Origin of the sequence: Vibrio sp. V38_P2S17PM301, assembly GCF_009904845.1 — a bacterium.
GTDB lineage: Bacteria > Pseudomonadota > Gammaproteobacteria > Enterobacterales > Vibrionaceae > Vibrio > Vibrio proteolyticus.
Genome location: NZ_WXWO01000098.1, coordinates 67,049 through 93,120, shown reverse-complemented (window position 1 = coordinate 93,120; position 26,072 = coordinate 67,049). Strand labels below are relative to the sequence as shown.

At 48.1% G+C, this 26,072-nt stretch carries 27 protein-coding genes and 1 pseudogene; 16 read left to right on the top strand and 12 right to left on the bottom strand.

Annotated features, from left to right (window positions below):
• Nucleotides 1-7: 7 nt before the first annotated feature.
• Nucleotides 8-478, bottom strand: a pseudogene (locus CAG64_RS20540) (integrase core domain-containing protein); the annotation flags it as partial.
• 49 nt (nt 479-527) lie between these two features.
• On the bottom strand, nt 528-1,439 hold the full coding sequence (locus CAG64_RS20535; RefSeq protein ID WP_161457564.1) for an AraC family transcriptional regulator: 912 nt from the start codon (nt 1,437-1,439) through the stop codon (nt 528-530).
• A 539-nt stretch (nt 1,440-1,978) separates the two neighbouring features.
• Between CAG64_RS20535 and CAG64_RS20530 the strand changes: the two genes are divergently transcribed.
• The 3 genes from CAG64_RS20530 to CAG64_RS20520 all read left to right on the top strand — a co-directional run bounded on the left by CAG64_RS20530 (nt 1,979) and on the right by CAG64_RS20520 (nt 3,912).
• The gene (locus CAG64_RS20530) at nt 1,979-2,425 is read left to right on the top strand and encodes a cupin domain-containing protein (RefSeq protein ID WP_161457570.1); all 447 of its coding nucleotides are present in this window, start codon (nt 1,979-1,981) and stop codon (nt 2,423-2,425) included.
• A gap of 300 nt (nt 2,426-2,725) precedes the next feature.
• Complete coding sequence (locus CAG64_RS20525) at nt 2,726-3,418, top strand: carboxymuconolactone decarboxylase family protein (protein WP_161457569.1); 693 nt, start codon at nt 2,726-2,728, stop codon at nt 3,416-3,418.
• 41 nt (nt 3,419-3,459) lie between these two features.
• Nucleotides 3,460-3,912, top strand: a complete 453-nt coding sequence (locus tag CAG64_RS20520) for a (R)-mandelonitrile lyase (protein ID WP_237668155.1) — start codon at nt 3,460-3,462, stop codon at nt 3,910-3,912.
• Nucleotides 3,913-3,954: 42 nt separating this feature from the next.
• On the opposite strand, the gene CAG64_RS20515 is transcribed toward CAG64_RS20520, so the two are convergent.
• From CAG64_RS20515 to CAG64_RS20505, 3 genes are read right to left on the bottom strand one after another with little or no spacing between them, the layout of a single operon-like run.
• Nucleotides 3,955-5,127: an MFS transporter gene (locus CAG64_RS20515; RefSeq protein ID WP_161457562.1), complete on the bottom strand. Its 1,173-nt coding sequence runs from the start codon at nt 5,125-5,127 to the stop codon at nt 3,955-3,957.
• Nucleotides 5,117-5,521 (bottom strand): VOC family protein, encoded by a 405-nt coding sequence (locus tag CAG64_RS24110; protein WP_161457561.1) that lies wholly within the window; start codon nt 5,519-5,521, stop codon nt 5,117-5,119. Before CAG64_RS24110 ends, CAG64_RS20515 begins: the two co-directional genes overlap by 11 nt.
• A complete protein-coding gene (locus CAG64_RS20505; RefSeq protein WP_052035735.1) occupies nt 5,476-6,237 on the bottom strand; it encodes a hypothetical protein in 762 nt (253 codons plus the stop codon). Before CAG64_RS20505 ends, CAG64_RS24110 begins: the two co-directional genes overlap by 46 nt.
• A gap of 686 nt (nt 6,238-6,923) precedes the next feature.
• On the opposite strand from CAG64_RS20505, the gene CAG64_RS20500 reads away from it, so the two are divergent.
• Nucleotides 6,924-7,400 (top strand): GNAT family N-acetyltransferase, encoded by a 477-nt coding sequence (locus tag CAG64_RS20500; RefSeq protein ID WP_161448623.1) that lies wholly within the window; start codon nt 6,924-6,926, stop codon nt 7,398-7,400.
• 77 nt (nt 7,401-7,477) lie between these two features.
• Nucleotides 7,478-7,996: an NUDIX hydrolase gene (locus tag CAG64_RS20495; RefSeq protein WP_161448621.1), complete on the top strand. Its 519-nt coding sequence runs from the start codon at nt 7,478-7,480 to the stop codon at nt 7,994-7,996.
• A 41-nt stretch (nt 7,997-8,037) separates the two neighbouring features.
• Here the strand turns inward: CAG64_RS20495 and CAG64_RS20490 are convergent, their stop codons facing one another.
• Nucleotides 8,038-8,358 (bottom strand): heavy metal-binding domain-containing protein, encoded by a 321-nt coding sequence (locus tag CAG64_RS20490; RefSeq protein WP_161448619.1) that lies wholly within the window; start codon nt 8,356-8,358, stop codon nt 8,038-8,040.
• Nucleotides 8,359-8,534: 176 nt separating this feature from the next.
• Here CAG64_RS20490 and CAG64_RS20485 point away from each other — a divergent pair, with 176 nt between their 5' ends.
• Genes CAG64_RS20485 through yejF form a run of 4 tightly spaced genes read left to right on the top strand, consistent with a single transcriptional unit; the run spans nt 8,535 to nt 14,097 of the window.
• Nucleotides 8,535-10,352, top strand: a complete 1,818-nt coding sequence (locus CAG64_RS20485) for an extracellular solute-binding protein (RefSeq protein ID WP_161448617.1) — start codon at nt 8,535-8,537, stop codon at nt 10,350-10,352.
• 12 nt (nt 10,353-10,364) lie between these two features.
• The gene (locus tag CAG64_RS20480) at nt 10,365-11,456 is read left to right on the top strand and encodes a microcin C ABC transporter permease YejB (protein ID WP_161448616.1); all 1,092 of its coding nucleotides are present in this window, start codon (nt 10,365-10,367) and stop codon (nt 11,454-11,456) included.
• Nucleotides 11,456-12,502: an ABC transporter permease gene (locus tag CAG64_RS20475; RefSeq protein WP_161448614.1), complete on the top strand. Its 1,047-nt coding sequence runs from the start codon at nt 11,456-11,458 to the stop codon at nt 12,500-12,502. The genes CAG64_RS20480 and CAG64_RS20475 overlap by 1 nt, the downstream gene beginning before the upstream one ends.
• Nucleotides 12,502-14,097, top strand: a complete 1,596-nt coding sequence (gene yejF, locus CAG64_RS20470; RefSeq protein ID WP_161448612.1) for a microcin C ABC transporter ATP-binding protein YejF — start codon at nt 12,502-12,504, stop codon at nt 14,095-14,097. The genes CAG64_RS20475 and yejF overlap by 1 nt, the downstream gene beginning before the upstream one ends.
• Nucleotides 14,098-14,242: 145 nt before the next feature.
• Here yejF and CAG64_RS20465 read toward each other — a convergent pair whose 3' ends face one another.
• The 3 genes from CAG64_RS20465 to CAG64_RS20455 form a co-directional block, all read right to left on the bottom strand.
• Nucleotides 14,243-15,928 carry a GGDEF domain-containing phosphodiesterase gene (locus CAG64_RS20465; protein ID WP_161448610.1) on the bottom strand — a complete coding sequence of 562 codons (1,686 nt, stop codon included), beginning with the start codon at nt 15,926-15,928 and terminating at the stop codon, nt 14,243-14,245.
• Nucleotides 15,929-16,151: 223 nt separating this feature from the next.
• Nucleotides 16,152-16,568, bottom strand: coding sequence for a PPC domain-containing DNA-binding protein (locus tag CAG64_RS20460; protein ID WP_161448608.1), 417 nt, complete (start codon nt 16,566-16,568; stop codon nt 16,152-16,154).
• Entirely contained in the window at nt 16,555-17,148 is a 594-nt protein-coding gene (locus CAG64_RS20455; RefSeq protein ID WP_021704806.1) for a TetR/AcrR family transcriptional regulator, read from the bottom strand. The genes CAG64_RS20460 and CAG64_RS20455 overlap by 14 nt, the downstream gene beginning before the upstream one ends.
• Before the next feature lie 104 nt (nt 17,149-17,252).
• Here CAG64_RS20455 and CAG64_RS20450 point away from each other — a divergent pair, with 104 nt between their 5' ends.
• Together CAG64_RS20450 and CAG64_RS20445 are read left to right on the top strand one after the other, a co-directional pair.
• On the top strand, nt 17,253-17,867 hold the full coding sequence (locus CAG64_RS20450; RefSeq protein ID WP_161447632.1) for a glutathione S-transferase: 615 nt from the start codon (nt 17,253-17,255) through the stop codon (nt 17,865-17,867).
• A 212-nt stretch (nt 17,868-18,079) separates the two neighbouring features.
• Nucleotides 18,080-18,532 (top strand): RNA-binding S4 domain-containing protein, encoded by a 453-nt coding sequence (locus CAG64_RS20445; RefSeq protein ID WP_161447630.1) that lies wholly within the window; start codon nt 18,080-18,082, stop codon nt 18,530-18,532.
• A 32-nt stretch (nt 18,533-18,564) separates the two neighbouring features.
• Here CAG64_RS20445 and CAG64_RS20440 read toward each other — a convergent pair whose 3' ends face one another.
• The gene (locus tag CAG64_RS20440; RefSeq protein ID WP_040902429.1) at nt 18,565-18,768 is read right to left on the bottom strand and encodes a hypothetical protein; all 204 of its coding nucleotides are present in this window, start codon (nt 18,766-18,768) and stop codon (nt 18,565-18,567) included.
• 158 nt (nt 18,769-18,926) lie between these two features.
• Between CAG64_RS20440 and CAG64_RS20435 the strand changes: the two genes are divergently transcribed.
• The 4 genes from CAG64_RS20435 to vctC are packed head-to-tail and all read left to right on the top strand — an operon-like array spanning nt 18,927 to nt 22,499.
• A complete protein-coding gene (locus CAG64_RS20435; RefSeq protein WP_161447628.1) occupies nt 18,927-19,838 on the top strand; it encodes a siderophore ABC transporter substrate-binding protein in 912 nt (303 codons plus the stop codon).
• 24 nt (nt 19,839-19,862) lie between these two features.
• Nucleotides 19,863-20,801, top strand: coding sequence for an iron chelate uptake ABC transporter permease subunit VctD (gene vctD, locus CAG64_RS20430; protein WP_021704801.1), 939 nt, complete (start codon nt 19,863-19,865; stop codon nt 20,799-20,801).
• Complete coding sequence (gene vctG / locus CAG64_RS20425) at nt 20,791-21,741, top strand: iron chelate uptake ABC transporter permease subunit VctG (protein WP_161447626.1); 951 nt, start codon at nt 20,791-20,793, stop codon at nt 21,739-21,741. The genes vctD and vctG overlap by 11 nt, the downstream gene beginning before the upstream one ends.
• A 2-nt stretch (nt 21,742-21,743) precedes the next feature.
• Nucleotides 21,744-22,499 carry an iron chelate ABC transporter ATP-binding protein VctC gene (gene vctC / locus CAG64_RS20420; RefSeq protein ID WP_021704799.1) on the top strand — a complete coding sequence of 252 codons (756 nt, stop codon included), beginning with the start codon at nt 21,744-21,746 and terminating at the stop codon, nt 22,497-22,499.
• 35 nt (nt 22,500-22,534) lie between these two features.
• On the opposite strand, the gene cueR is transcribed toward vctC, so the two are convergent.
• Together cueR and CAG64_RS20410 are read right to left on the bottom strand one after the other, a co-directional pair.
• Nucleotides 22,535-22,921, bottom strand: a complete 387-nt coding sequence (cueR, locus tag CAG64_RS20415) for a Cu(I)-responsive transcriptional regulator (protein ID WP_021704798.1) — start codon at nt 22,919-22,921, stop codon at nt 22,535-22,537.
• 55 nt (nt 22,922-22,976) lie between these two features.
• Nucleotides 22,977-23,948 carry a helix-turn-helix transcriptional regulator gene (locus tag CAG64_RS20410; RefSeq protein ID WP_161447624.1) on the bottom strand — a complete coding sequence of 324 codons (972 nt, stop codon included), beginning with the start codon at nt 23,946-23,948 and terminating at the stop codon, nt 22,977-22,979.
• Between the two features lie 119 nt (nt 23,949-24,067).
• On the opposite strand from CAG64_RS20410, the gene CAG64_RS20405 reads away from it, so the two are divergent.
• Nucleotides 24,068-26,059 (top strand): TonB-dependent siderophore receptor, encoded by a 1,992-nt coding sequence (locus tag CAG64_RS20405; RefSeq protein ID WP_161447622.1) that lies wholly within the window; start codon nt 24,068-24,070, stop codon nt 26,057-26,059.
• Nucleotides 26,060-26,072: the final 13 nt, after the last annotated feature.

The window sequence follows — 26,072 nt, the reverse complement described above, 5'->3', positions numbered from 1 at the left end:
GTGTGATTCATAGAGATGGTTTCAATTTTCTTAGCTGAAGATCGAGCTTGTAACTCTGCTCTTGAAACCGCTCTTTCCTGATCTGGTAGTTCTGAGATACCTCTTCAGACAAAGGGGTTTGATCAGACATCTCAGTAATCCTGTCTATCGGGGTAGCCCATTTAACGAGCTGTGGGGCCGTTCCCAATTGTAGTAGTGTTGCCATTCAGCTAGTAGCAGATCCAGTTCTTCCAGCCCCACAGAGGCATCTATGGTCGGATAGAACTCACTTTTATCTATTTTCTGCGAGCGTTCCACTTTGCCATTCAAGTGAGGTGAGCCAGGCTTATTTGGGCGAAACTTGATCCCATAAATCATTAGTTGTTTCTGGACTTTCTCAGCAAAGAATTCACGCCCTCTGTCCGTCTGAATACGCTTGGATAGGAAATAGCATCTCTTCCACGACACAATCGATAAAGTCGACTGTATTTGCTGAACTGAACAGCGAGCGCCCAACGTCCGACCGCTTGGTTATTAATGGCGCCGTGTCAAAATGATGCCGACTCTCTCAAGGCTTTGATATCTTTTGACGGCGGCGCACCAAACATACGGCTGTATTCCCGGCTAAACTGTGAAGGGCTTTCATAACCGACTTTAAACGTTGTCGCCATGGCATCCAGGTTTTCGGTCAACATTAAACGACGAGCCTCATTGAGGCGCAGCTTTTTCTGAAACTGAAGTGGAGTCATTGAGGTCATCGAACGAAAGTGCGTATAAAAGGCAGATTTACTCATGCCGCTGTATGACGCTAATTCACTGACACTTAATGGTTTAACGAAATTATTCTTTAACCAGTCGATGGCTTTGGACACTTGATGGCTATGGCTACCTGACGTGACAATCTGATTCAGTCGAGTGCCTTGTTCGGTTGTCAGTAAACGATAGAAGATCTCGCGCTTAATCACGGGAGCCAGAATTTTGATGTTTTCCTCTTCATCGAGCAACCCCATCAAACGTACGAATGCATCCACTAAAGGTTCAGAGAGCGTACCCACCGCGATGCCTTTTTGAGCTTCCTTATCGTGATTGAAAGCAAGCTCGCTGTCGACGATCAGCTGGGATATCTCTTGTAAATCGAGCTCCAAAATCAGGCCTAAATATGGGCGCTCTTCACTCGCCTCCATAATGTTGGCGATGATGGGCAGCTCTACTGCTGAAATTAAAAAATGATTGGCGTCGTAGACAAAGCTTTCGTCCCCAAGGAGGACGCGTTTTTTCCCTTGAGCAATCAGACAGATACTAGGGTGGTGCGAATAACTGGTGGGTAAGGTGGGTGATGTCCAGCGACTGAGTCTTAGTCCCGGGATCGCAGTATCGTACTGATTGCCTTGACCGGTCCATTCCTTTATTTGGCGAATCAGCTTTTCACCGCTGACGGTTGTGTTTTTTTGGCCAGACATGGTCACTCCTTGGGGGGCATCATTCGCTCAAAAGGCATAAAAACTGGCAGTTATTTTCAGCAATAATTTTCCATATGTAAAGACAATCAGGCAAGTGGGGCCCTTCAGCCTGGCGACGAGAAAGGTTGAGCGTGCTGGTATCTTAGGTGCGCATTAATATTATTGTCTATCTATACAATGTCTTATGAGTATTTTTGAGAGCTACACATTAAAGATGCAGTGATGGGGGGCTTATTTCTTTGGAGAATCAGGCAAGTTTTAGCAATGAATAGGCTAACGAGTAAGACACAGACAAGCGTAAAGTAAAAGCAAGGTACGAAATAATGGCCTCCACGCCGACAAATCAAACCATTCTTCAGCTCATTATTTATTAAATGTCGGAGGTAAACGGTGCAAACAACAGTCAGTGCCAGAGTGCAGATCGTGAATGCCACTGCCGCAGTGAACAGCGCGAAGCCAAGTTGAGGCACAGTATCACGCCAACGACACGGTCAGTCATGAAACATAAGAGTGTTGATTTTGAAAACTCGGGAGCAATGATGAAAAACGACGAAAACACACTGATTCCAAGCGAGCTTCAGGCGGGAGTCTTTAATGGTAAAGGTATTTTTGATTTCGGTGAACGAAATGACGCGTATGCCGATTACTTTACCGGGACGAGCTTCCTGTCTCTGCTGAACCTCCAAGGCGTTACTGTCGCCAATGTGACCTTTGAGCCTGGTTGTCGCAATTTCTGGCATATTCACCATAAAGGTGGACAGATTTTACTCGTAACCGGAGGGAAAGGTTGGTATCAGGAATTCGGCCATCCTGCACAGGAGTTGTTACCCGGCAAGGTGGTTTATATCGCCCCTGGAACTAAGCACTGGCATGGTGCCGCAAAGGACAGTTGGTTTGCGCATGTTGCGGTAGAGATTCCGGCGGAAGGGGCCAGGAATGAATGGTTAGAGCAGGTCTCTGATGAAGAATATAACGCGTTAACCTAGTTCATCTTTCGGGGGGTATTCGTTTTTCCACTGCCTTTGAATGTTCCTTTTTTATTTCAGATGTGACTTATCACAGGTAATGACGGGGAGCATGAAGCCTGCGAGTAATCGGTGGCGTTTAGTCGCAGGCGAAAGCACCACTGCTCGCCAGGGTAATCCGGAAAATGCGCCCGTTCTAGAGAATAGAGTGACGAGCGGTCGAGGTAATGGGATCGCTGATAGTACAGGTTTTAGCAGGGATCGCACTGATTAGGGGGGGGAGCGAACGTGACCAGATCTTATGTCATTAAAAAATACCTGATGCGGTTGGTATGGAGTTTAGGGGCGATCGGCTTTTCTGGCAACGTGGTGGCTTCAGAGCCGCTGTCGGCGAAAGACAAAGCTTTGATTCCCATTGCGGCGTTTGCCGCTAGTGGAGAGATTTCACAGTTGAAAAGCAGCCTTCATCAGGGACTGGATGCCGGCTTAACGATAAATGAAAGCAAAGCCATTTTGGTTCAGTTGTACGCATATGCCGGTTTTCCGCGGAGCCTAAATGCGCTTGCCGCATTGATGACGGTGCTGGACGAGCGGAAAAGTCAGGGGATAGAAGACGAACTCGGCCGTACATTGTCTCCATTCCCTCAAAATCAAAGTAGCCTTGAGGTTGGCGCCCGTAATCAAACCAAATTAGTTGGATCAGAGGTGACTGGAGCGTTGTTCGACTTTTCGCCCGAAATCGACACTTATTTAAAGGCGCACCTGTTTGGCGATATTTTTCAACAAGATGTTTTGACCTGGAAGCAGAGAGAAATCGCAACCATTTCTGCGTTGGCGAATATGCAAGGTGTTAACGGTCAATTAGGAGCGCACTACCGAATTAGCATCAACAATGACGTCTCATTGGCTGAATTGGACCAATTTATTCGTGTATTGAAAGTGCAGTGTGGCGATGACGTTGCAAACAACGCGCAGCAAGTGCTTGATGCAACGATGACAGATAAAGGAGAGTAGCGATGAACAAGAAAGCATGTGCAGTTACCTTGGCGGCATTGATGTTCAATGGGGGATGGGTATCGTCATCTTATGCGGGCGAGAGCCCCGCCCAACAGGTGTACCGAGGAGAGGAGCTTAAGTCCTTTATTGGACCAGATTCCCTTTTTACAGGCCATGTGCAAGTGGACATGCTGTTTCCGGAAAATGACGTGGCCAACTATAGTGCGGCGTATGTGACGTTTCAGCCCGGCGCGCGCAGTGCCTGGCATTCTCATCCCGCCGGACAGCACATCATCGTGACATCCGGCGTCGCCCTGAAAGGCACACGTGATGGTAACGTGATTCGCTTTTCTGAAGGTGAGAGCGTGTGGTGTCCTCCCGGTGTTGAGCATTGGCATGGTGCAACGCCTGAAGCCGCCATGACACATCTGGTGGTGACCGCCTCAAAAGATGGCCAGAACGCGATCTGGAAAGAGAAAGTCACGGACGAACAGTATCTGGGATCGCAATAAAAAGAGCCGCACTTTGCGGCTCTTTCTGATTTTGGAGTGGAATTACGCCTGAAGCAATTTAGCTCGATGGAATACCAACGCTGGTAGTGCTGCCAGAGCGGCATAAAAGCCGACGTACGTGACGCTTTGTGAAGAGAGCGCTTGTACGATCAACGGACTCAACCCACCGAAGATCGACAGGGCAACGTTATAACCCAGGCCGAGCGGTAGCGTTTGAGAATTGGCTTCTTTGAACAGCATCGTGGCCAGATTGCCGAGAATCAACGCCGAAATCAGCGAAATCACAAACAGCGCTCCAAGTTGTACGACCAATTGCCCATTGTTGAGCAAATAGTAAGACGGTACAAACAGTAACACCGCGCCGAGCAGCCCTACCTGAAACATTTGTCGGGAGTGGCTGAATTTGTCGGTCAGCCAACCCGTCCCAATCAGGAGAACGAACAGACACAAAGCGTTGTACAAACTGAAGTGTTCAATGTGCAGCTGATCATTGATGATATTGCTCGACAGGTTTTGGATGTAGAACACGACGCCACCGACCATGGCAATCACGAATATATTGGTAAACAATGACCAACTGAACTCGCGTTTCACAGTCGCGACTTTAAGTTGTGGTAAGCGCATCCGGAACCAGAAGCTCATTGCGATGTTCACCGCGCCAATAAACAGTGGAATACGCCAGCCGTACTGTTGCATTTCCTCGCCGGTCAGTGTCAGGTTAAGGATTTCGACCACAACCACAGAAATGATCACCCCCACGATGGAGCTGGCCACAATCATGCTGCTGATGCGCGACTGCTCTTTATCTGCGGTGTTTTCCAACAGATAGTTGATGATGGTTGGATACTCACCACCAAAACTGAAAGCTTGTGCCATCTGCAGAATCAAAAAGGCAAAAATGATGTACTGACCAAAAAACTCCACCGGCAGACACGCCATCAACAGGGTTGCAATACCAGTTAGGGTACTGGTAAAAATCAGCGCCTGTTTACGGCCGTGTTCATCCGCGATTTTACCGACTACGATGCCACCGAGTGGGCGCAGCAGGAAGCGTAGGGCGAAAATGATCCACACCAGGATGCCACCTTCGCTGATGCCTTGTTGCTCAAAAATTTTAGTGATGTATGGAGAAATAGCAGCGTAAACTGCGATGTCATAAAATTCGAATACGTTACCAGAGACAACTCCAAATCTCTGTTTCCAGTTAAGTTTCATTGTTTTCCTCGATTATCTCCAACTGATTTCCATCCGGATCCAGTGTGAAGAAGTACCTAAAGCCACCTAGCCTGGCGAGGGATATCTCAGAGCATTTCCCTGTGCCAGATAATTGTTGTTTTGTTGTTTCGATATCACTGACGCAAATCGCAAAATGTGTGATTCCACGGCGCTGTATATGGGGTAAGCAAGTCTCCTCTTTGTATTCGGTGAGTGGTGAATGATGAAACTGAAACAGTTCTATTCGAGCTGAAGTCTGATTACTGAGTAACACAATGTGGACCTTGTCATCCTGGTACTGCTTTTCTATCTCGAATCCGAATTGTTGATAAAAGGCCAGACTTGTTGTCAACGACTGGCAGGTGATGGATACGTGGTGCAGTGATGCAGACATGCTTCAGTCACTCCATAAAGTTTGAGCTGTTGGAACAGGTGGGAGAGTGGTCGGTTTTCGCAGCGGAATTTCGCTTTAATTTTTTCAATGCGATTCCGCTCAGCCTGTTGGCTGCAATGATGAAAAAACGCAATCTCTTTGATACTTTTCAGTTCAAGTAACTGGCGTATGGTTTCCATTTCCTTACTGCTCAGACACACATCACCAAATAAAAACGCATCTTTGTCGGAGCTGAGTTGAATTAGGGAGTGAGGTGTGTTGGGGGCAGATTGAATCGACTGTGTTAAGGAGATGGGCTTTGTCTGGCAATGTTTCCAAATGGTGTCGGCTTTAAATGCTAATGCCGGTCGCAAACTGGCCAGATGATGCTGCTCTGCCGGCAGCAGAGGGGCGCTGGTCGCGACAGAGAGGATATCGACACACTGATTGTCTGGAGACAATTGCGTATAATCGGTTTTGTATTTGATCCCACGCTGAGCCATCAAACTGTTGTGATTGTCATCGCGATAAGCCGTCCACTCTGTGATACCACTGCGCATACGCGAACCAATATTGCGATACAAACCGGAATCCCAATACATTAAATGCCATTCGTAATCCGTCGAAATGGTATTAACGAGATTGTTATCAATATTGATTCTTGAAAAAGCGAGATGGATAACGCGGTTGTCACTGATTGAAATAACCTCATTAAACTGTTTAGAGGCCATTTCCATATTTAAATCACGTACATCCATGTTAACGGTTTAATCGTAGGAAATTGATGAAAGAAGGTCATTTTGAAACTCGTCCGGCTTTATTGTCAAGGCAGCTACATCAGTTACAAAGGTCAATCGATAAAAATCCAATCGACCGACGATTTACGCCTCGTTTAACTGATAATTTCGCGAATATAAAGTGATCCTGGTAACGGTTTTATCAGTGACAAAACCCGCATCGCTTATGTTTTTACTATTTGTCAAGTTGTATTTTACAACCTGTTATCGCCCGGTAGCTCAGCCATAATACAAACGCTCCTGAAGCTATTTATGTCTGACGTTGCGACTTCAGGAGTGGGAAAAGTGTCAGTGATTTTTTCAATGGGCTTTTCCTGGATGTTTAATTTGATTTGGAGACGTGAGTTTTTCGCTCTGGTTCTGATATCAACATTAGACCCTCGCCAATTTATACGCATATAATTATGTAACGCCACAAACGGAATGTTTGTGGCATTTTTTTGTCCAATTGCAAGTAACAAGACGATGCGGTTGCGTGACGACACCTCATTTTTAAACAATTCCTTTGAAATTCAATGACCTCGTTTCTATGGTGGAGTACGGTTTATCGGCAATACCAGTTAAGTGGTATTGGGCGGTTCTCTGCTTGCAAAGGAATGCAGTTCTGACTTCTTAAGGACAATATAATGATTAAAATTGAACAAATGACGCCCTCCCATTATGAAGAGGTCTGCGACCTGAGCGTTTCTCAGGAGCAGATGCAGTATGTTGGCGACATTAACGAGATTTTGTGTTTGATTTCCACGGCAGTTCACCCCAATGTGATTCTTGCCGATGGCGCTGTGATCGGTTTTTTCTTGACGGATATGACCTATCAGCATGCGCATGATTTTTGCGAAGCGGGAACACTTGGGTTTCGTGCATTCTTTATCGACCAGCGTTTCCAGGGGCAAGGTTTAGGTACCCGAGCGATGTCGGTTATTAAGTCATTTATCCAGAGCACTTATCCGGCGTTTAACTGGCTGTATCTGACGGTGAATTGTAAAAATCCGGTTGCCCGTCATTGCTACGAGAAAGTCGGGTTCGAAGACACCCAGACGTTTTACTATGGTGGTAATGCGGGTCCGCAACATATTATGCGTTTAGGTTTACACGCCTGTTAAACGCCATCGCAGCCTCCGGTTGAGATCTGGTTAACCGGAGGTATAATCGACGCTCTGACAATCTCTGGCTCCGATTTATGCGACATATCAAAACCACACTCCATCCTGACATTGACCACCTCGACAATAAGATTGTGTTCAAGCGCAATGCAGCTCGTGCGATTGTGGTGGATGGAGAAGACATTCTTTTACTCTATACCGAGCGTTATCATGATTACTCCATTCCTGGTGGAGGGATTGATGAAGGTGAAGACGTCATTGAGGGCATGATCCGCGAGCTGGAAGAGGAAACCGGGGCGAACAACATTCACAGCATCAAGCCGTATGGTATCTATGAGGAGTTCCGTCCCTGGTACAAAGACAATGCAGACATTGTTCATATGATCTCATACTGCTATACGTGCAAAATTGATCGTGAGCTGGGCGAAACTCGCTATGAAGATTATGAGATAAAAAATGGCATGAAAGCGGTCTGGATGAACATCCACGAGGCTATTGCCCATAACGAAAAGACTATAGCAGACAGCCCGAAAAAAGGCATGAGCATCGAGAGAGAAACGTATTTGCTCCAGTTGATTGCCAAAGAGATGATTTAACGATAAAGCCGCTGATTGTTCAGCGGCTTTATGTTCCATGTTCAGTCTACGACAACAGCCGTTCCGCTGGCAGAAACCATCAGCATTCCATTGCCCTGACCAAGCACTTCATAATCTATATCGACACCGACCACGGCATTAGCGCCGAGGTCTTGCGCTTTTTGCTCCAGTTCCTGAAACGCAATTTCGCGGGCACGTTGCAGCTCCCGCTCGTAGGTGCCAGAACGGCCGCCGACCAGATCGCGGATACCCGCGAACATATCTTTAAACAAGTTCGCACCAAGAATGGCTTCGCCAGCGATCACGCCTTTGTAAGCCACAATCCGTTTACCTTCTACATTTGGGGTTGTTGTTACGATCATAGTCACTCCTTCTCATTTTTAGTTGAGATAACCGCAGCAAAAGAAAGTTCGATTTGTTTTTCAAAAACGGTCTCAAGGTTGGTATTCTTCTCTATACTTATTCAAGTGATTGATTTATTAATATTAAACGCGTCTAAGCCGTTTAAGAGATAAGAGAAGTTCAGGGAGATTACCAGATGGGGAAAATGAATCGCATCGTACTTGGCGTATCCATATCGTTACTCAGCGCCGCCAGTGGTGCCGCCGTGGTCGAAACAACCAGGCTGGTCGGCTTTGGAGAAGCGAAGTATCCGGAAAACTTTTCCCATTTTGACTACGTGAATCCTGATGCCCCGAAATACGGTAGCATCACCTTTGGTGCGATTGGTACGTACGACAACTTCAACCGCTATGCATCAAGAGGCGTCGCCGCGGCACGCACCGCGGAATTGTACGATTCACTGATGTTTTCACCCAGCGATGAGATTGACGCTTATTACCCCTTGATTGCCAAGAAGGTGCGTTATTCTGATGATTTCACGTGGGGGGAGATAGACATCAATCCTGATGCGCGTTTTCAGGACGGTGAGCCCATTACGGCAGAAGATGTGGCATTTACGTTCAATAAATTTATGACGGAAGGAGTTCCGCAGTATCGGGTCTATTTTCAAGACATCAAGTCCGTGACGGTGAAAGACAAGCTCACGGTGCGCATTGATATGGCGACGCCAAACCGGGAAAAACTGTTCAGCTTTATGCAGTCGACACGGGTATTGCCAGAACACTTCTGGAAAGATAAGAACTTTGCCGAACCGCTGAATACGCCTCCGGTGGGCAGCGGTCCATATAAAATTGTGGATTATAAGTCAGGTCAGAGTGTTACGTATGGCCTGGATGAGACTTATTGGGCGAAAAGCCTGCCAGTCAATGTGGGGCGTAATAACTTTACCCGCATTCAATACGATTACTACCGCGATGACACAGTGATGCTGGAAGCGTTTAAAGCCGGAGAATTTGACTTTCGTCAGGAAGCCTCAGCGAAGTTCTGGGCAACGTCTTACACCGGCGTGAACTTCGATAAAGGTTTCATCAAAAAGCAAGAGATCCCGCATCAACAGCCAGCCGCTGCAATGGGGTTTGTGTTCAATACCGAACGTCCTGTTTTCAAAGACCCAAGAGTTCGTGAAGCGCTCAGTTATGGTATGGACTTCGAGTGGATGAACAAGAATATGTTCTACGACCAGTACACTCGCACGCGCAGCTACTTTCAAAACACGGACTACGAAGCGAAAGGGACACCCGGAGCGGGTGAACGTGCCGTATTAGAGCTATTTAAAGACCAACTGCCGCCGCGACTGTTTACGGAAGAATATCAGCCGCCGGTGACCGATGGCAGTGGCCGGATTCGGAGCCAGATGCGCAAAGCGTTTGCCTTGCTCAAGCAAGCGGGCTGGGAACTGAAAGACAAAGTGATGACCAACGTGAAAACAGGTGAACCACTGGAATTTGAAATGCTGATCTACAGCCCAACTACCGAGCGGATTGCGATACCGGTGCAGAAAAACCTTCAGCGAATGGGGATCAGCATGAAGATCCGTTCTATCGATACGACGCAGTACACCAAGCGTCTGCGAGAACGTGATTTCGATATGGTCTCGTCGTCCTACTCACCCAACCCGTATCCTAGCCCGAATTTATTGATTATCTGGAACTCTCATTATATTGATTCCACGTACAATACTGCCGGTGTGCGTAGCCCTGTGGTTGACAAGTTGACCGAAGAAATTGCGAAAAATCAGCAGGACCCGGAGAAGCTACTGACCTTGGGCCGTGCGCTGGATCGGGTATTGCAATGGGGTTTTTATATCATTCCTCAATGGCACACCAGCATGTACCGGGTTGCAATGTGGGACAAATTTGGTCGCCCTAATGAGATACCGAAGTACGACCTCGGTGTGGACACATGGTGGGTAGACAAGCAGAAAGCGCAAAAGCTACCAGAGAAGCGTCGCTGAAAAGAGGGATAAATGGCAGCTTACATATTCAGGCGTCTATTATTGGTGATCCCCACGTTGTGGGCGATCATCACGATTAACTTTTTTATTATCCAGATTGCGCCGGGTGGGCCGGTAGAGCAGGCCATTGCCCAATTAGAAGGGCATAACTCGGGTATCATGGAGCGCTTTGCCGGTGGCGGTAGTGAAGTCGACTTACCGTCGGCCAGCGACAATGGCTCTCCGACAGGGTACAAGGGTTCTCGCGGGTTAGATCCTGAAGTGGTCGCTGAAATACGCAAACAGTTCGGCTTTGATAAGCCCATTCTTGAACGTTACTGGGACATGCTCAGTAATTACATCACCTTTAACTTTGGCGAAAGTCTGTTTAAAGGTGGGAACGTCATCGACCTGATTGTGGAGCGTTTACCGGTCTCGATCTCTCTTGGCTTGTGGAGTACGCTGATTATCTATTTGATCTCTATCCCCTTGGGGATCCTCAAGGCTATCCACCACGGCTCGCGATTTGATATCTGGTCTAGTGCGGTGGTCATCGTCGGTTATGCTATTCCGGGCTTTTTGTTTGCCATCATCCTGATCATTGTGTTCGCCAGTGGGAACTATTTCAGTTGGTTCCCTCTACGCGGGCTCGTGTCTGGCAACTTTGAACAACTGACCTGGTATCAGCAGATTGCCGACTACTTTTGGCATTTAACGCTGCCTATCCTGGCGATGGTGATTGGCGGATTTGCAACCCTGAGTATGTTGACGAAAAACTCTTTCCTCGATGAAATCAATAAACAGTACGTTGTCACAGCCAGAGCGAAAGGGTTGGATGAGCGCAGCATTTTATACAAACATGTCTTCCGCAATGCCATGTTGATCATTATTGCGGGTTTTCCCAGCGCCTTTATCAGTATTTTCTTCACCGGTTCTATGTTGATCGAAGTAATGTTTTCGCTCGAAGGCATTGGCCTACTGGGTTTTGAATCGACGATTCAGCGCGACTATCCGGTTGTGTTCAGCTCACTGTATATCATGACTTTGCTGGGATTAATCCTGAGTATTATTTCCGATCTGACTTACACATGGGTCGATCCTCGCATCGACTTTGAGGCGCGTTAATGAAGTTAGTGTCATCCAGAAGAAGAAACCCGTTAAATGAAGCGCGCTGGCAACGTTTCCGTGCCAATAAACGTGGCTGGTGGTCGTTATGGTTTTTTTCTGTATTGTTTATCATCAGTTTATTTGCCGAACTGGTTGCAAACGATCGGCCGCTGTTTGTCGACTATGACAATCAATGGTTTTTCCCGGTGTTTCATGAGTACGCAGAAACCGATTTTGGCGGCGAATTCGACATTGCCGCGGATTACACGGATCCGTATATTCTGGAACTGATTGAAGAGAAGGGATTTGTTGTTTGGCCGTTGATCCGTTTCGGCTATGACACGATCAATTACAATATCCAGGGGTCAGTACCGTCGGCACCGGATGCCGTTAACTGGCTGGGAACCGATGACAAAGGTCGGGATGTCTTGGCCAGAATTATCTATGGCTTTCGTATTTCGGTGCTCTTTGGTTTCGTGCTCACCATTGTATCGAGTGTGGTTGGTGTTGCGGTGGGTGCGACACAAGGTTACTACGGAGGCTGGCTGGATCTGTTTGGGCAACGTTTTATTGAGATCTGGTCGGGAATGCCCACCTTGTTTCTGCTGATCATCTTGTCGAGTTTTGTTGAGCCGAACTTCTGGTGGTTGCTGGGCATTATGGTGCTGTTCAGTTGGATGAGTCTGGTCGGTATCGTTCGCGCGGAATTTCTGCGTTGCCGCAATTTTGACTACGTGAGAGCCGCGCAGGCAATGGGCGTGGATGACAAACGCATCATGCTCAGACATATGTTGCCAAATGCCATGGTCGCTTCACTGACCATGATGCCGTTCATTCTTTCCGGCTCTGTCACGACACTGACTTCACTGGATTTCCTGGGTTTTGGATTGCCGGCCGGTTCGCCATCGCTGGGTGAACTGCTGGCGCAAGGTAAAGCGAACCTTCAGGCTCCCTGGCTGGGCATTTCAGCGTTTATGGTTCTTTCTTTGATGCTAACGTTACTGGTGTTTATTGGCGAAGCGGTCCGGGATGCGTTTGACCCGCACCAACAAGGGAGATCCTGATGACGAAAACAGTATTAACAATCCGGGAGCTGTCGGTTGGTTTTGGCCGCAGCAGCAACATCGAACAAGTAACAGACAAGGTCTCTTTTTCCATCAATAAGGGTGAAACGCTGGCATTAGTTGGGGAGAGCGGCTCGGGTAAGTCGGTGACGGCCAACTCGGTACTTAAATTGTTGCCCCGAGGATCAGCGCATTATCTGAATGGGCAGATCCAGTTTGATGGCGTTGACATGCTCACGTGCTCAGAACGTCAGCTTCGCGGTATTCGTGGCGGGCGGATTGGTATGATCTTTCAAGAGCCAATGGTATCGTTGAATCCACTGCACAAAATTGGCAAGCAGTTGGTGGAAACTCTGGCGGTTCACCGCGGCATGCGCACCAACAAAGCGGAGTCGTTAGCGATTACCTGGCTCGACAAAGTGGGCATCCGCCATCCTAAAGTCAAAATCAATGCATACCCGCACGAGCTCTCAGGTGGAGAGCGGCAACGGGTGATGATTGCCATGGCACTCATCAATGAACCTGAGCTGCTGATTGCCGATGAACCCACCACGGCGTTGGATGTGTCGGTTCAGGCTCAGATTCTCGATTTGTTGAAATCGTTGCAACAAGAGTTGGGGATGGCGATGTTGTTCATTACCCATGATTTGTCGATTGTGCGCCGCATCGCGGATCGTGTGGCGGTGATGCAGGACGGAAAATTGGTTGAACAAGGAGAATGTAAGGCTCTGTTTTCTGAACCACAGCATCCCTATACGCGTCAGTTGATCAACTCCGATCCACGAGGATTGCCGGTGGATGTCCCATTCGGTAATGAAACGCTGCTGAGCGTGGAACAACTGAAAGTCTGGTTCCCGATCACTGGTGGATTATTTAAGCGGGTTATGTCACACGTAAAAGCGGTGACAAACATGGCGTTTGAGTTAAAGCGGGGCCACTCCATTGGCCTGGTTGGAGAAAGTGGCTCAGGAAAATCCACGACCGGTATGGCAATTCTGAAGTTGGTCGCTTCTGAAGGCAGTATCGTTTATTCCGGAACGGATTTGCAGGCATTGGATCGAAAAGGCATGCTGCCGTATCGGAGTATAATGCAGGTGGTATTTCAAGACCCGTTTTCGGCGCTCAATCCGAGAATGTCAGTTGCTCAGGTGATTGGTGAAGGTTTGCGGGTTCATCACCAGCAATTAGATGAAGATGTGCTCGATCGTATGATATGCGAGGTGATGGAAGAGGTGGATTTGGATCCGCAGACCCGGCACCGTTATCCGAATGAATTCTCCGGTGGTCAGCGACAGCGTATTGCGATTGCGCGGGCATTGATTCTCAAGCCCGAGTTCATCTTACTGGACGAACCGACCTCGTCACTTGACCGCACCGTGCAGGCTCAGGTATTGGATCTCCTTAAGTCACTGCAAGAAAAATACGGGTTGACCTATCTGTTTATCAGTCACGATTTGAATGTGGTTAAATCGCTCTGTCACTACACGATTGTAATGCGTAATGGCGAAGTGATTGAGCAGGGTGAAACTCAAGCCATGTTCAGTCATCCGCAACAGGAATACACCCAACAGCTCGTGAGCTTATCCAGTTTTTAGCAGCACTGCCGGTTTGGTGATTAGGTGAAAAGCATTCAGAAAAAACCGCAGACTTCGCAGTGACAAGTTCTAAGGTGATGGCGGTGAAAACCTAAAAACTTGGCAGCAGCCCTATCGGTAGCCGTCGGCGCCATGATGCTCCCTCTCATAGGGTGAATTGACTGGCGCTGGCGATACTCAGTGGCTTGGAGAACCAGTATCCTTGCAGGTAGGTCGCGCCCATCTCGGCAAACGTTTTTTGCATTTGAGCATCTTCAATACCCTCGATTACTACATCTACGCCATTTGTACGGCACAGTTGAGTGATGAATTCGAGATAGTCGAACGATACCCGATGTTTAAGCGAGTGCCAGGCCAGCGCTTTATCGATTTTGATTTGGCTCAGGGGCAGCTCGAAAAAGCTGTTGAGTGAGCTGTAGCCGGCGCCAAAGTCATCCAGCGACAGGTTAAATCCGTATTGTTTCAGCTCTTTTAGCTGACGTCGCGCGTACTCGTTATTATCAAGAATAACGGTTTCCGTCAGCTCCAGCACGATGTTACACGTAGGAACATTGGCCCGCGTGGCGATATTGTTGACCTGCTCCGGGAACTGCGGCGTCAGTAACTGCACCACGGAGACATTGACGTTCACTTTGACATCACAGTTGTGCATCAGGTGATAACGGTGAATGAACTTGCAGGCTTTTTCAAACACCACATAGCCGAGGTCGACAATCAAACCTTTTTTCTCCGCCACCGGAATGAACTCATCCGGGTAAATTTCTCCGAAGGTTTTAGAACGCCAACGTACTAATGCTTCAAAACTGGCCACTTGCTGCGACTGTGCATCCACGATCGGCTGGAATTTCACGTTCAACTCACCATTGACAATGGCACTTTTCAGGCCTTGCTCGATGAAGAAAAAGCGCTCCACTTTACGTCTGGTATCACTGCTGTATATCTCCAGGCGATGGCTGTTGCGCTCGCGGCCAAACTGACAGGTGCGTGCGGCGATTTTTATGACCTCTTCCGGGGAAAGTTTGCGGTCAACGCGAGGGTAGATCCCGACACTGATGTCTTTGCCGTACGCCAGGTTATTGGCCGACAGGCTTTCCTGATAATTTGACATGATGTGTCGACCCAGAGACAACAGCTCGTCGTCACACAGATCCCCTTTGACCAAAAGAGCAAAATCTTCGGTGCGCAAACGGTACAGTTCGGATACTTCGTAAGGGAGATCGTTAAGCGTGCGCAACAGGAAGTTGAGCATGCGTTTGAGCAGTTTGGTGTCGTAGTGGTTGAGGTAAAAGCGCATCTCATCATTTTGAATGTAGATAAGGGCGTAATCGCTTTCTTCTTGTCTGGCAAGGCGTTCCAGTTCTATGGTCAGTTTTGATTGATTCGCAAGTCCGGATGGGACATCGGTTAGCGCCGCCTGACGCAGATACTCTTCCATCATCTTCTGAGCGGAAATGTTCCGGTGACTCCCCAGAATAAAGCGCTTGCCGTTTTGCTGCTTGAGTATGGCGGTGCCTTCTATCCAGATATAATGTCCGCTTAAATGGCGTACCCGATATTGATTGGTGATTCGGCTGACCTGATTTTCCAGCAACTTATGTATTTCCCCGGCAAGGACATCACGTTCATCTGGGTGCACCAATGCCAGCCAGTCCTGTATGTGGGCAAATTCAGTGCCCAGCCCGAACTGGCGATAGAAATTGGGGTTCATGAAGGACATTTCATTCTGCACGCTGACACAGAAAATGCCTTCATTGAATACATCCAGAATGTTGATGAAGCTGTCCTTCATCATTTGATCGTAATAGTCTCTCACGACGGGAGAAGTTTCCATTAAGTCGAGTTTCGCCAACATAACCAGGTGGAAGAGTGAATGCCATCCAACCAGGCTTGTGACTGTTTGCGCTTCGTATCAGTTTGCGGAATCAGCGTTACTGTTTGGATAGACTAAATAAGTTTGAGGTCTGAGTAACATAACGGCTGTCGATGAAACATTTATGAAGCATGGTACTTTAGTTAGGCGACAATTTATAAAAAATAACTTAATTTTTAGAGATTTACTGGGGTGAGCTGACGTTTTTGATAGATAGCTCACTGTATCCTGTTGTCTTATCGTCTTCTCTGTCAAAAACGTAATCTGGATAATAATGAATGATCAGCTCTGCGGTCGTATCAATGAGGCATCCGTCGAGGACATGCCCTCCCCATACCTGACCGTTAACGTCAGAAACACTGATGTGAAGATGCTGATGTTGAGGGGTCAGTGTGCCCATCAGTGATACGATTTCATAAGATTCACACCGTCGCATGTTCTGTTCGGCGCCCGCCAGTCTCACATGCAATTGCGATAAACTGCCCACGCAAGATGCGATACTGCCCGCCTGGATGTGACGCTGAACTACAAGATGTTGGATTGCCTGTTTCAGATCATCCCCTCGGGTGAGTCGGATGGCGTAGGCTTTAATGTCGCTCATAGTTCGGGTTCTCGACTAACAACAGCAGGCATTCTAACGCATTATCGAGATCCTGGTAACGCTTTGCCTTACCGAGCACCCGCATTCCCTGCATCTGGTTAAGTATCAGGCAGGCCAACTGATGTGAGGAGAGATCGTCCCGCACTTTCGCGTTCTTTTGCCCGTTGTGCAGCGCACATTCGATGCGTTGCAACAGAAAGTCGAACAGATGATGCCCTTTACTGAGAACCTGGTCGTCCTGGCCAGCATGCTCCACCAGTGCATTTTGCATGAAACAACCACAAGGTCGGCGGCGCTGTAGTTTGGCAAAACTGATCAGGAACGTTCTCAGCTCAGTCCAGTCAGCGTCGGAAGTGTCCAAAGTTTGTGCGGACGGGAACGAGACACTGTTAAGGTACGCATCGAGCGCTTCGTAGTACAACGACTGCTTGTCACCAAATGTGTTGTACAGACTGAAGCGGTTGATTTTTAGGGTATCGACCAAATCGGAGATGGCTGTATTGGCGTAGCCTCGTTGCCAAAACAATTCCATTGCTTCCAGCAGTTTTTCTTGCCGGTCAAAGTTACTTTTTCGTGCCATGCAGAGATGAATTCCTGACTAAAATAATTCTTGACTGAACGTTTAGAAATTATCTAGATTGTAATCTAAACGATCGTTCTGAAAAAGTCATATAAGGAAGTGACATGAAAATTTATGAAACTGAAATGACCCCGAGTTGCCGACGCGTCTCCCTGTTTCTTAAAGAGCTGGGAGTTGATGTGCCACGAGTTCAGGTTAATGTGCGTGAAGGAGAAAATCTTACGGACGAATTTCTACGCAAGTGTGTGAATGGTAAGGTGCCTTTGCTGGAACTGGATGACGGTACGACCGTATGTGAAAGTGTCGCTATCTGCCGTTATTTCGATGAAGTGACTCCGAATGACCACGCGTTGTTTGGTCGCAACGCACTGGAAAAAGCGCAGGTGGAGATGTGGCATCGAGTGGTTGAGTTTCAAGGGTTGGTGGCTGGTTTTCAGGCGTTTCGCAACCTGACAGGTATGTATAAAGACCGGGAACATTGTGTGGAAGCGTGGGGCGTAGAATCGAAGGCCAGGGTTGAGGCGTTCTTGCCACAACTGGATCAACGCTTGGCGGAAAGCTCATATGTGGCTGGTGAACACTTCACCATCGTGGATATCACAAGCTATATCTTTATCGGGTTTGCGATGAAGGGGTTGAATATTGAAGTGTTGAACCGCTTTACGCACATAGCACAGTGGTTTGAATGTGTGTCAGCCCGACCGGCGTTTCAATCCTGATTTCGATGGTGTCCGCCGTTGTCTGATGGGTTGAGCGCTTCGCAGAGAAGCGCTCTTAAGCGTATCAAACGGACACCTTGCTAGAAAGGTGGTGGTTGTTTGGCGGCAGAAATCGCACAACGCGTTTTTTCACGCCGGCGTATGTTGAGAAAACTGTATCCCGCCTGATAATAGCGGTACACTGCGGCAACGAAAACAAAGTCAGGTTTGTTATGACAACAGAATTGAACGAGCAACATGAGCAGGAAATTGAAATCGAGGCCGAGGGCATTGAGGTTTCTGCTCAGCCGATAGAGCTGTACAAAGTAATGAAGATCGCCAACCTGGTGAGTGGCGGTGGTGAAGCCAAACATGCCATCGCAGAAGGTTATGTTGCGGTCAACGGCGAGCTGGAAACACGCAAGCGCCGCAAGCTTTACGATGGTGATTTCTTTGAATTCAATCAGGAATACTACGTTGTATTGTGCGATGCGCCGGTAAGTGAGCCAGAACCTAAGGCCAAACAGCCAGCGTCAAAGCCAGCTAAGCCTGTTGCAGAGAAAAAGCACAAACGGGCAGGTGACAAGTCTGGCAAAAAAGCCAACAGTAAAACCGCGCCAAAAGAGCAGAAGTCCAAGCCGAGTCGAGACGAGAACAGCGGCCGAAATTCCATCGATTTCTTCTGAACGTAAAAAAGCCAGTCTTGCGACTGGCTTTTTTATTTCATCTGTTCACTCTGTCTCTTTTTTGATGGGCTGTCTGATTGCTCCATCAACATATCAAGCTCTTCCTGGGTAATCAGATCACTGAAGTAATCGATTTGGTGTCCCTGGTATCTTAGTTTCTCTACCAGTTCCATTTTTTGAGAGATGGTCAGGTCATCCACTTCGGTGAGCAGTTTCTCAAACTCTACTTTATCCATGGTACCACCCCGGTACAACTACAACCCTTATGAAGTATGGCTTAAGAATGATTATATGCCAATGCGAGAAAAATAAATTGCTTGTTGATCAGCAGTATAATAGCCGCTATATTGCGCTAATCAAAATAATAATGATTCTCATTAATAAGGCGTATATCATGAAAACTTCGTTCGGAATCTTCACGTTAGGGGTGCTGGCTTCATTCACAGTGTCGGCGGCACCGGTGACCGTTACCCATGAAATGGGCAGTACTACGCTGGAGCAGAACCCTCAGCGCGTTGTCGTGATTGGCATCGGTGCTCTTGATGCTGTAGACAGTCTGGGCGTCGAGCCAGTTGCGGTAGCAAAAGCCACGACACTGCCCGCGTATTTGGCGAAGTACGATGACAGCAAATATGCGTCGGCTGGCAGTTTGTTTGAACCGGATTTTGAAACCATCTACATGCAAAAGCCGGATTTGATCGTCATCGGGTCACGTGCGGTTACCAGCTTTGATGAGCTGAAAAAAATCGCCCCGACCATCGTCTTCGCAGCCGATGATAAAAAAGGCTACTGGGAATCGACTCAGGAGCAGTGGCGAAACCTGGGTAAGGTGTTTGGCAAGAGCGAGCAAGTGGAGCAAAAAATCGATGCGCTGGACAAAGAGTTTCAGTCGATTCGTAGCTACAACCAGAACAACAACATTGATGCCCTGACGGTCATGAGCTCGGGTGGTAACATCACGACGTTTGGCGAGCAGTCTCGCTTCTCTGCTATTTACAAAGATTTTGGTTTTAAACCAACCGTGGAAGGCATTAAAGCCAGCCGTCACGGCGATCTTGTTTCTTACGAATACATTCGCAAAGCTGATCCAACAACTTTGCTGATCATTGACCGCGATAAGCTGGTCAACAAAGGTAAGAGCCACACCCGAGAAGAGTTTGAAAATGACCTGATCAAAGCGACCAAAGCTTACCAGAACAAGCACATGACGTTTTTGGATCTGAATGCCTGGTATCTGGCGATTTCTGGTGTGACGGCCACTGAACAGATGATCTCCGATGTGAAACAGTCTGTTGGCATGATGTAAGCCAAATTCAAGCAGAGGTTAGCTTTGAAAAAGTTATTGCTTGTTTTGCTGTTGCTCAGCGCTGCGTCCCTGTTTGTCGGTGTCGGAGAGTTGAGCGTAACACAACTGATTCAGGGAGAAGCTGCCGCGTGGCAGCTTCTTGTTTACAGCCGCGTTCCACGTTTGTTGGCCATATTGCTCGCGGGGGCAGGGTTGAGCATTGCTGGTCTTATTATGCAGCAGATCAGTCAGAACCGCTTTGCGGCCCCTTCAACCTCCGGCACCATTGAGTGCGCCATGCTAGGTTATGTGCTCAGTCTGGTGATCTTCGGGGACGGAAACCAATTATGGCTGATCTTTTTGGTCGCAATGGCCGGAACGCTGGTGTTCGTTCAGTTTATCCAGCGCGTTCAGTTCAAAAACGCCGTATTTGTGCCGCTGATCGGGATCATTTTCGGCAATGTGGTGGACTCGTTAGCCAGCTTTATCGCTTATAAATACGATGCGATCCAAAACCTGTCCGGGTGGGCGGTGGCCAATTTTGCCAACCTGCTTCAGGGCGATTATGAGTTGCTCTACATCGCTTTGCCAGTTGCGGTGTTCAGTTACCTTTATGCGGCTCGTATTTCTGCGGTGGGGATGGGAAAAGACTTTGCCATCAATCTGGGGCTGAACTATCAGCAGGTGCTCGTAATCGGTGTGATGCTGGTGTCGGTGATGGCCGCGACAGTAGTGATGATTGTCGGACAATTGCCTTTCCTTGGGTTGATAGTACCCAATTTAGTGAGCCTTTATTTTGGCGACAATCTACGTCGTAACATTCCGTTGACCGCGATTCTGGGCGCTCTGATTGTGCTGGTGTGTGATTTGGTTGGCCGAACGCTGATTTTTCCATACGAAGTGCCAATTTCCATGATCATCAGTATCCTCGGCGGCGGAGTGTTTATCGTGTTTATCCTGCGAGGTCAGCAACATGCAAGATAAATACAAACTTATCGGCCTGCTGGCGATCGCACTGGTGTTCGCGACGCTGTTTATTGCCATTGGCTTAAATGCGGATAACTATCAATATTTTCTGTCCCGTCGGGTGCCTAAAGTCTTGGCAATGGTGTTAGCCGGAACCGCGATTGCGCTATCGTCAATGGCGTTTCAGACCATCACGAACAACCGCATTCTCACTCCAAGCATTATGGGTTTTGACGCGCTGTACCTGTTTACACAGGTGTTGGTGGTGGCCACTTTTGGCGGCATGAGTGCTTATGCGCTCAATGCATACCTTAACTTCGGTTTGTCTGTGGCAATGATGCTGGGATTCTCGTTAGTGCTGTTCTGGTTTTATTTCCAGAAACAGCAGCGTAACCTGATTGCATTGTTGCTTCTGGGCGTGATCCTGGGTCAGTTGTTCTCCAACATTTCGTCATTTTTCATCATGCTGATGGATCCGAATGATTTTGCGTCGGTGCAAGCCAACATGTTTGCCAGCTTTAACAACGTCAAAGTGGATCTGGTGTATCTGTGTATGCCGATTCTGGTGGTGGTTAGCGGGTTGCTTTACCGAATGCACCGGACGCTGGATGTTTTCTGGCTCGATAAAGACAATGCGGTGAGTCTGGGTGTTGACGTGGAAGGCACAACTAAACGGGTGCTGATGTTATCGGCCATTCTGATTGCCGTTTCGACCGCTTTGGTGGGGCCGATTATGTTCTTTGGTTTGTTGGTGACCAACCTGACTCGTGAGTTTTTTAACGCTTTTCAGCATCGCGTTCTGCTGGTCGGGTGTTCAATGTTATCGGTCGCTGCGTTGCTGAGTGGGCAATGGATTGTCGAAAACCTGTTTGCATTTTCAACCACGCTCAGCGTCGTGATTAACTTTATCGGTGGCGTCTATTTCTTATCGATGCTGATCCGCAATAAAATTCTATAGTTATGATTAAACTGGAAAAACTGACCAAAATGTTTGGTCAACAAGCGGTGGTGAGTGAGGCCAGCGCTAACTTTGAAAAAGGCAAAGTTACCTCTATTATCGGCCCGAATGGAGCCGGAAAAAGTACCTTATTGTCCATGGCGAGCCGACTGCTTCCCCGAGATGCGGGGTCGGTGGTGATCGACGGCAAAGAGCTGGCGGAGTGGAACACCCAGGCGTTGGCAAAACGGCTGTCGGTGCTACGCCAGGCCAATACCATTACCATGCGTTTTACTGTGCGGGAAATGGTCTCGTTTGGGCGTTTTCCATATTCGAAAGGCAAACTGACCGCAGAGGATGAATCTATCATCGAGCAGGCAATCGCGTATCTAGATCTGCAAGCCATTCAACACAAGTACCTGGATGAGCTGAGTGGCGGCCAGCGACAAATGGCGTTCATTGCGATGGTGATTGCTCAGGACACTGACTACGTTTTCCTCGATGAGCCGCTGAACAATCTCGATATCAAACACTCGCTCCAGATCATGCGCACCATTCAGCGTTTGGCGCACGAAATGAACAAAGCCGTAGTGGTTGTGATTCACGATATCAACTTTGCTTCTTGTTACTCAGACATCATTCTGGCACTGAAACACGGCAAAGTGGTGGCGGGTGGACGTGTAGACGAGGTGATTGACGAGAAGGTGCTCAGTGACATCTACGAAACGCCGTTCAATGTTTTAGAGCTGGACGGTAAACGTATGTGTACTTACCATTAACGAAAAACAGCCGCTCATTGAGCGGCTGTTTTGCTTCATTTGGTCAGGTCTTCAATAATCGGGCACTGGCTGCCTGAATCGCCCGGGCAAGCGGATACCCAGTTTTTGAGTTGTTTTTTAATTTCCGTTAATTCGCGGATTTTCACTTCGATTTCTTTGAGCTTTTCTTCGGTCCGGCTTTTCACATCACGACTTTGTCGATGTGGGTCTTCGGCCAGGTGCACGAAGTCTTTACACTCTGCCAATGAAAAGCCCGCGTTTTTCGCGCGTGAAATCAGGTTGAGCTGCTGAATTTGCAGTTTGGAGTATTCACGATAACCAGACTCACTGCGAAGTGGTGGCGCGATTAACCCTTTTTCTTCGTAAAGACGAATCGATTTACTGGATAAACCGGTCAGTTTGGCGACTTCCCCAATGTTCATACTGCTCTCCGCAATGCGATATCTGCCCCGATTCTACTCCTGCCGTGCTAAGAGTTCAAAGTTTTACAAAAGCCGTGGGTGGCTGGCCAAATGCTTTTTTGAAGGCGATGGTAAAGTTGGACGGGTGCTGGTAGCCCGCATCGTAGGCCGCTTCGGTGATCGTGACCAAACCACTTTCCAGATGCTGCTTGGCGATCTCCAGCCGCCGCTGACGAATATACAGATTCACTGTCATACCGAGTTGTTGCTTAAAGCGACGTTGCAGATTCGATACGCTCATCGAAAACTGCTGCGCCAGTTGTTCCAGATTGAGGGGATCACTCAGGTGTGTTTCGATGTAACTGATCATGTCTTCAAGCTCGCCATACTGATTTGCCGTTTTTGCGCAGTGACACTGATGGATTGTTCCGGCTTCGGATTGCTGGCAAATATGCGCCATGAGCTGATAAGTGAGGCTCTCCATCTTCATACGCTCAATAAAACTTTTCGGTGAGGGCAGAGCAATCAGCTCTCCTGCAAGCCGGATGATTTCTGGTGTCATGCGAATATTCAGATGATTTTTGTGATGCTCAAGGAAACAGTCCATGCCGCATGGAAGGCCAAGTTTGGTCTGAATCCAGTGAGGATGAAACATCATATTCACTTTGACGACATGGACGTTGGCCTGCAGTGCCCGGCGAAAATTCGCGGCTTTGGCCAGGTTGACCATAACGCCTTGCGGTCGCTGATCCGCTTCTAGTTTGAATGCCAGATCGTCGTAACCGAAATCGAGCTTACCCTCCAACAACAGGGTGACAATCACAGCAGGTGGTGCCGTGGAAACCACCTGAGAGTTCATCAGTTCATAGCTGTTGCCACCATGTAACGCGAAGGCCTGGTCGCATTGATAAGAGAAGAAATGCCCTTCAGCAATGGGATTGCTGCCATTGGCCGACTGACTGACGATCAGCTGTTTTTCGTCATGGTGGACTTTTTTGGTCAAGGCGATCTTATGCAGTCTAGTACCGCGAACTTCACTACTGGTCATATTGCGCTTTCTTCATAACAGCTATGCGATCTTGCATAACCTATTCATCTTCCCGTTAATAGTAATGAAACTTATCATAATTGCGAATTGTTATCATTTGTATTTGTGGGATAAATTTCATGAAAAGGGTTAAAACTACACCTCATAAAAGAACCTTACTGGGTTTAGTGATCAGCATGATGTTGGCGGCTCCGGCTGTTGCAGAGGAAAACACTCAGTTTGATGAAGTCGTTGTATGGGGAACCAAAGTCTCGAGTAACTCAGAGTCACTGGGGGCGGAAGATATGTCGGTAAAACAAGCGGATCACATGTCTGACTTGCTACGCGATATTCCCGGGGTTGATGTCGGTGGTACTCACTCGGTCAACCAACGAATTAACATTCGTGGTTTAGGGGAAACCGACTTGGATATTCGTCTTGATGGGGCATCTCAACATGCCAATATGTTTCATCATATTGGCAACCTGACGCTCAATCCGGACATTCTCAAATCGGTCGATGTTGAAGTTGGCAACAACTCCGTGACTCAGAATGGCCTGGGCGGGGCGGTCTATTTCGAAACCAAAAATGCCAAGGATTTGTTGCGATACAACGAACGTTTTGGTGCCCGGGTGTTTGGTGGTTACGCAACCAATGACAACCGACAGGGATCGCTAACGGCCTTTGGCCAGTTAAGCGACCGCGTCGACGCCATGATTTACGGTCATTACGTTGAACATAAAAACTTTAAAGATGGCAATGGTGAAGAGACCTTCGGTGCAGCTGGTGATGTATACAACATTCTCGGCAAAATCGGGTTTGAACCTTCAATGGACCACCGTTTTGAACTCTCCTATGACCTTTATCGCGACAGCGGTGATTACAGTCCGCGTCCGGACATGAACGGTGGTGCAAACGAAGGACTCAGCGGTGAATTGTTGATTCCCACCGATTATGACCGTGACACGGTCACTTTAAGTTATGCGCTTGATAAGCAGCATCACAATGGCAAAGTGGTGGTGTACAGCAGTCAAACCGAAATCGATCGTGATGAGAGCAAAACGGGTTGGGAACGCATGGGGCGTGCGTCACGCAACACCGCCACCAACCGCAATACCGGGGTTAACGCGACGTTCCATTCGGATGTTAGCCTTATTGGCCTGAGTAACCACGTGACATATGGCCTGGATTACATGAACAAAAACAGCACCAGTAAATACGGTGGCAAGAAATACATGGATGAGAGCGCAATTTCGACGGCGGTGTTTGTCGAAGACAAAGTGTATCTGCTGGACAACTGGAGCGTGACAGCGGGCTTGCGTTTTGACGACTACAAACGTGAAGCCGAAACGGGCACAGACAGTTTCGACGATGTGACCTGGGCGCTGGCGACAGAATGGAATATCAACTCAGACTGGACCTTATTTGCCAGCACGCGCAGCTTGTTTAAAGGTCCGGAATTACTGGAAACCTTTGTCCGTTATCAGACCACGACCTATCTGGATGACAACATCAAAGCGGAAACCGGTTTGAATACGCAAGGCGGTGTGCGCTTTAACAAACGTATTGATGATCACTTCATCAGTTCGAGTCTGACGCTGTTCAGAACGGACATTGACGATTATCACGCTGAGGAATGGAACGGGGCTGGTTACACTATAGTCAACCAAGGGGATGCAGAGTACAAAGGCTTTGAGTTCAGTGCTTCTTATGGATACAAACAGTTCAATTCGAAGCTGTCTTATGCCAAGTCGGATAACAAAGACAAAACCAATGGCGGTCCGGTTCTGGAGAATGAACGCAGTTCAGACATGGGCGACTCCATTGCGCTGACACTGGATTATCAGGCGGATTCGATTGATACCATTTTCGGCTGGACCTCAATTGTGGTGCTGGATGAAGACAACGTTTTGGAAGGAACCGCAGACAAAGACGGCTACAATGTCCACAACCTGTATGTACAATGGTTGCCTTCACAAGCGCAGAACTTGTCTGTCACTTTTGGAATCGACAATATTTTTGACGAGGCTTATGTGTCACATGCTTCGCGGACGGGCCTAGCGCGTGGTCTTAATACCGACGACTACGAACCGGGACGTAACGTCAAGCTCTCAGCGGCTTATCAGTTCTAATCATCCTTTTTCG

What these genes read in the sequence shown, in the direction of transcription:
- CAG64_RS20455 (WP_021704806.1), bottom strand. Translation starts at nt 17,148, where the DNA reads ATGGCACGAAAAAGTAACTTTGACCGGCAAGAAAAACTGCTGGAAGCA.
- CAG64_RS20490 (WP_161448619.1), bottom strand. Translation starts at nt 8,358, where the DNA reads ATGATCGTAACAACAACCCCAAATGTAGAAGGTAAACGGATTGTGGCT.
- CAG64_RS20435 (WP_161447628.1), top strand. Translation starts at nt 18,927, where the DNA reads ATGAAAACTTCGTTCGGAATCTTCACGTTAGGGGTGCTGGCTTCATTC.
- CAG64_RS20515 (WP_161457562.1), bottom strand. Translation starts at nt 5,127, where the DNA reads ATGAAACTTAACTGGAAACAGAGATTTGGAGTTGTCTCTGGTAACGTA.
- CAG64_RS20450 (WP_161447632.1), top strand. Translation starts at nt 17,253, where the DNA reads ATGAAAATTTATGAAACTGAAATGACCCCGAGTTGCCGACGCGTCTCC.
- CAG64_RS20520 (WP_237668155.1), top strand. Translation starts at nt 3,460, where the DNA reads ATGTTCAATGGGGGATGGGTATCGTCATCTTATGCGGGCGAGAGCCCC.
- CAG64_RS20505 (WP_052035735.1), bottom strand. Translation starts at nt 6,237, where the DNA reads ATGGAAATGGCCTCTAAACAGTTTAATGAGGTTATTTCAATCAGTGAC.
- CAG64_RS20525 (WP_161457569.1), top strand. Translation starts at nt 2,726, where the DNA reads ATGCGGTTGGTATGGAGTTTAGGGGCGATCGGCTTTTCTGGCAACGTG.
- cueR (WP_021704798.1), bottom strand. Translation starts at nt 22,921, where the DNA reads ATGAACATTGGGGAAGTCGCCAAACTGACCGGTTTATCCAGTAAATCG.
- CAG64_RS20445 (WP_161447630.1), top strand. Translation starts at nt 18,080, where the DNA reads ATGACAACAGAATTGAACGAGCAACATGAGCAGGAAATTGAAATCGAG.
- vctG (WP_161447626.1), top strand. Translation starts at nt 20,791, where the DNA reads ATGCAAGATAAATACAAACTTATCGGCCTGCTGGCGATCGCACTGGTG.
- CAG64_RS20485 (WP_161448617.1), top strand. Translation starts at nt 8,535, where the DNA reads ATGGGGAAAATGAATCGCATCGTACTTGGCGTATCCATATCGTTACTC.
- vctC (WP_021704799.1), top strand. Translation starts at nt 21,744, where the DNA reads ATGATTAAACTGGAAAAACTGACCAAAATGTTTGGTCAACAAGCGGTG.
- CAG64_RS20535 (WP_161457564.1), bottom strand. Translation starts at nt 1,439, where the DNA reads ATGTCTGGCCAAAAAAACACAACCGTCAGCGGTGAAAAGCTGATTCGC.
- CAG64_RS20480 (WP_161448616.1), top strand. Translation starts at nt 10,365, where the DNA reads ATGGCAGCTTACATATTCAGGCGTCTATTATTGGTGATCCCCACGTTG.
- CAG64_RS24110 (WP_161457561.1), bottom strand. Translation starts at nt 5,521, where the DNA reads ATGTCTGCATCACTGCACCACGTATCCATCACCTGCCAGTCGTTGACA.
- CAG64_RS20495 (WP_161448621.1), top strand. Translation starts at nt 7,478, where the DNA reads ATGCGACATATCAAAACCACACTCCATCCTGACATTGACCACCTCGAC.
- CAG64_RS20405 (WP_161447622.1), top strand. Translation starts at nt 24,068, where the DNA reads ATGAAAAGGGTTAAAACTACACCTCATAAAAGAACCTTACTGGGTTTA.
- yejF (WP_161448612.1), top strand. Translation starts at nt 12,502, where the DNA reads ATGACGAAAACAGTATTAACAATCCGGGAGCTGTCGGTTGGTTTTGGC.
- CAG64_RS20410 (WP_161447624.1), bottom strand. Translation starts at nt 23,948, where the DNA reads ATGACCAGTAGTGAAGTTCGCGGTACTAGACTGCATAAGATCGCCTTG.
- CAG64_RS20530 (WP_161457570.1), top strand. Translation starts at nt 1,979, where the DNA reads ATGAAAAACGACGAAAACACACTGATTCCAAGCGAGCTTCAGGCGGGA.
- CAG64_RS20460 (WP_161448608.1), bottom strand. Translation starts at nt 16,568, where the DNA reads ATGAGCGACATTAAAGCCTACGCCATCCGACTCACCCGAGGGGATGAT.
- CAG64_RS20500 (WP_161448623.1), top strand. Translation starts at nt 6,924, where the DNA reads ATGATTAAAATTGAACAAATGACGCCCTCCCATTATGAAGAGGTCTGC.
- CAG64_RS20475 (WP_161448614.1), top strand. Translation starts at nt 11,456, where the DNA reads ATGAAGTTAGTGTCATCCAGAAGAAGAAACCCGTTAAATGAAGCGCGC.
- CAG64_RS20440 (WP_040902429.1), bottom strand. Translation starts at nt 18,768, where the DNA reads ATGGATAAAGTAGAGTTTGAGAAACTGCTCACCGAAGTGGATGACCTG.
- CAG64_RS20465 (WP_161448610.1), bottom strand. Translation starts at nt 15,928, where the DNA reads ATGGAAACTTCTCCCGTCGTGAGAGACTATTACGATCAAATGATGAAG.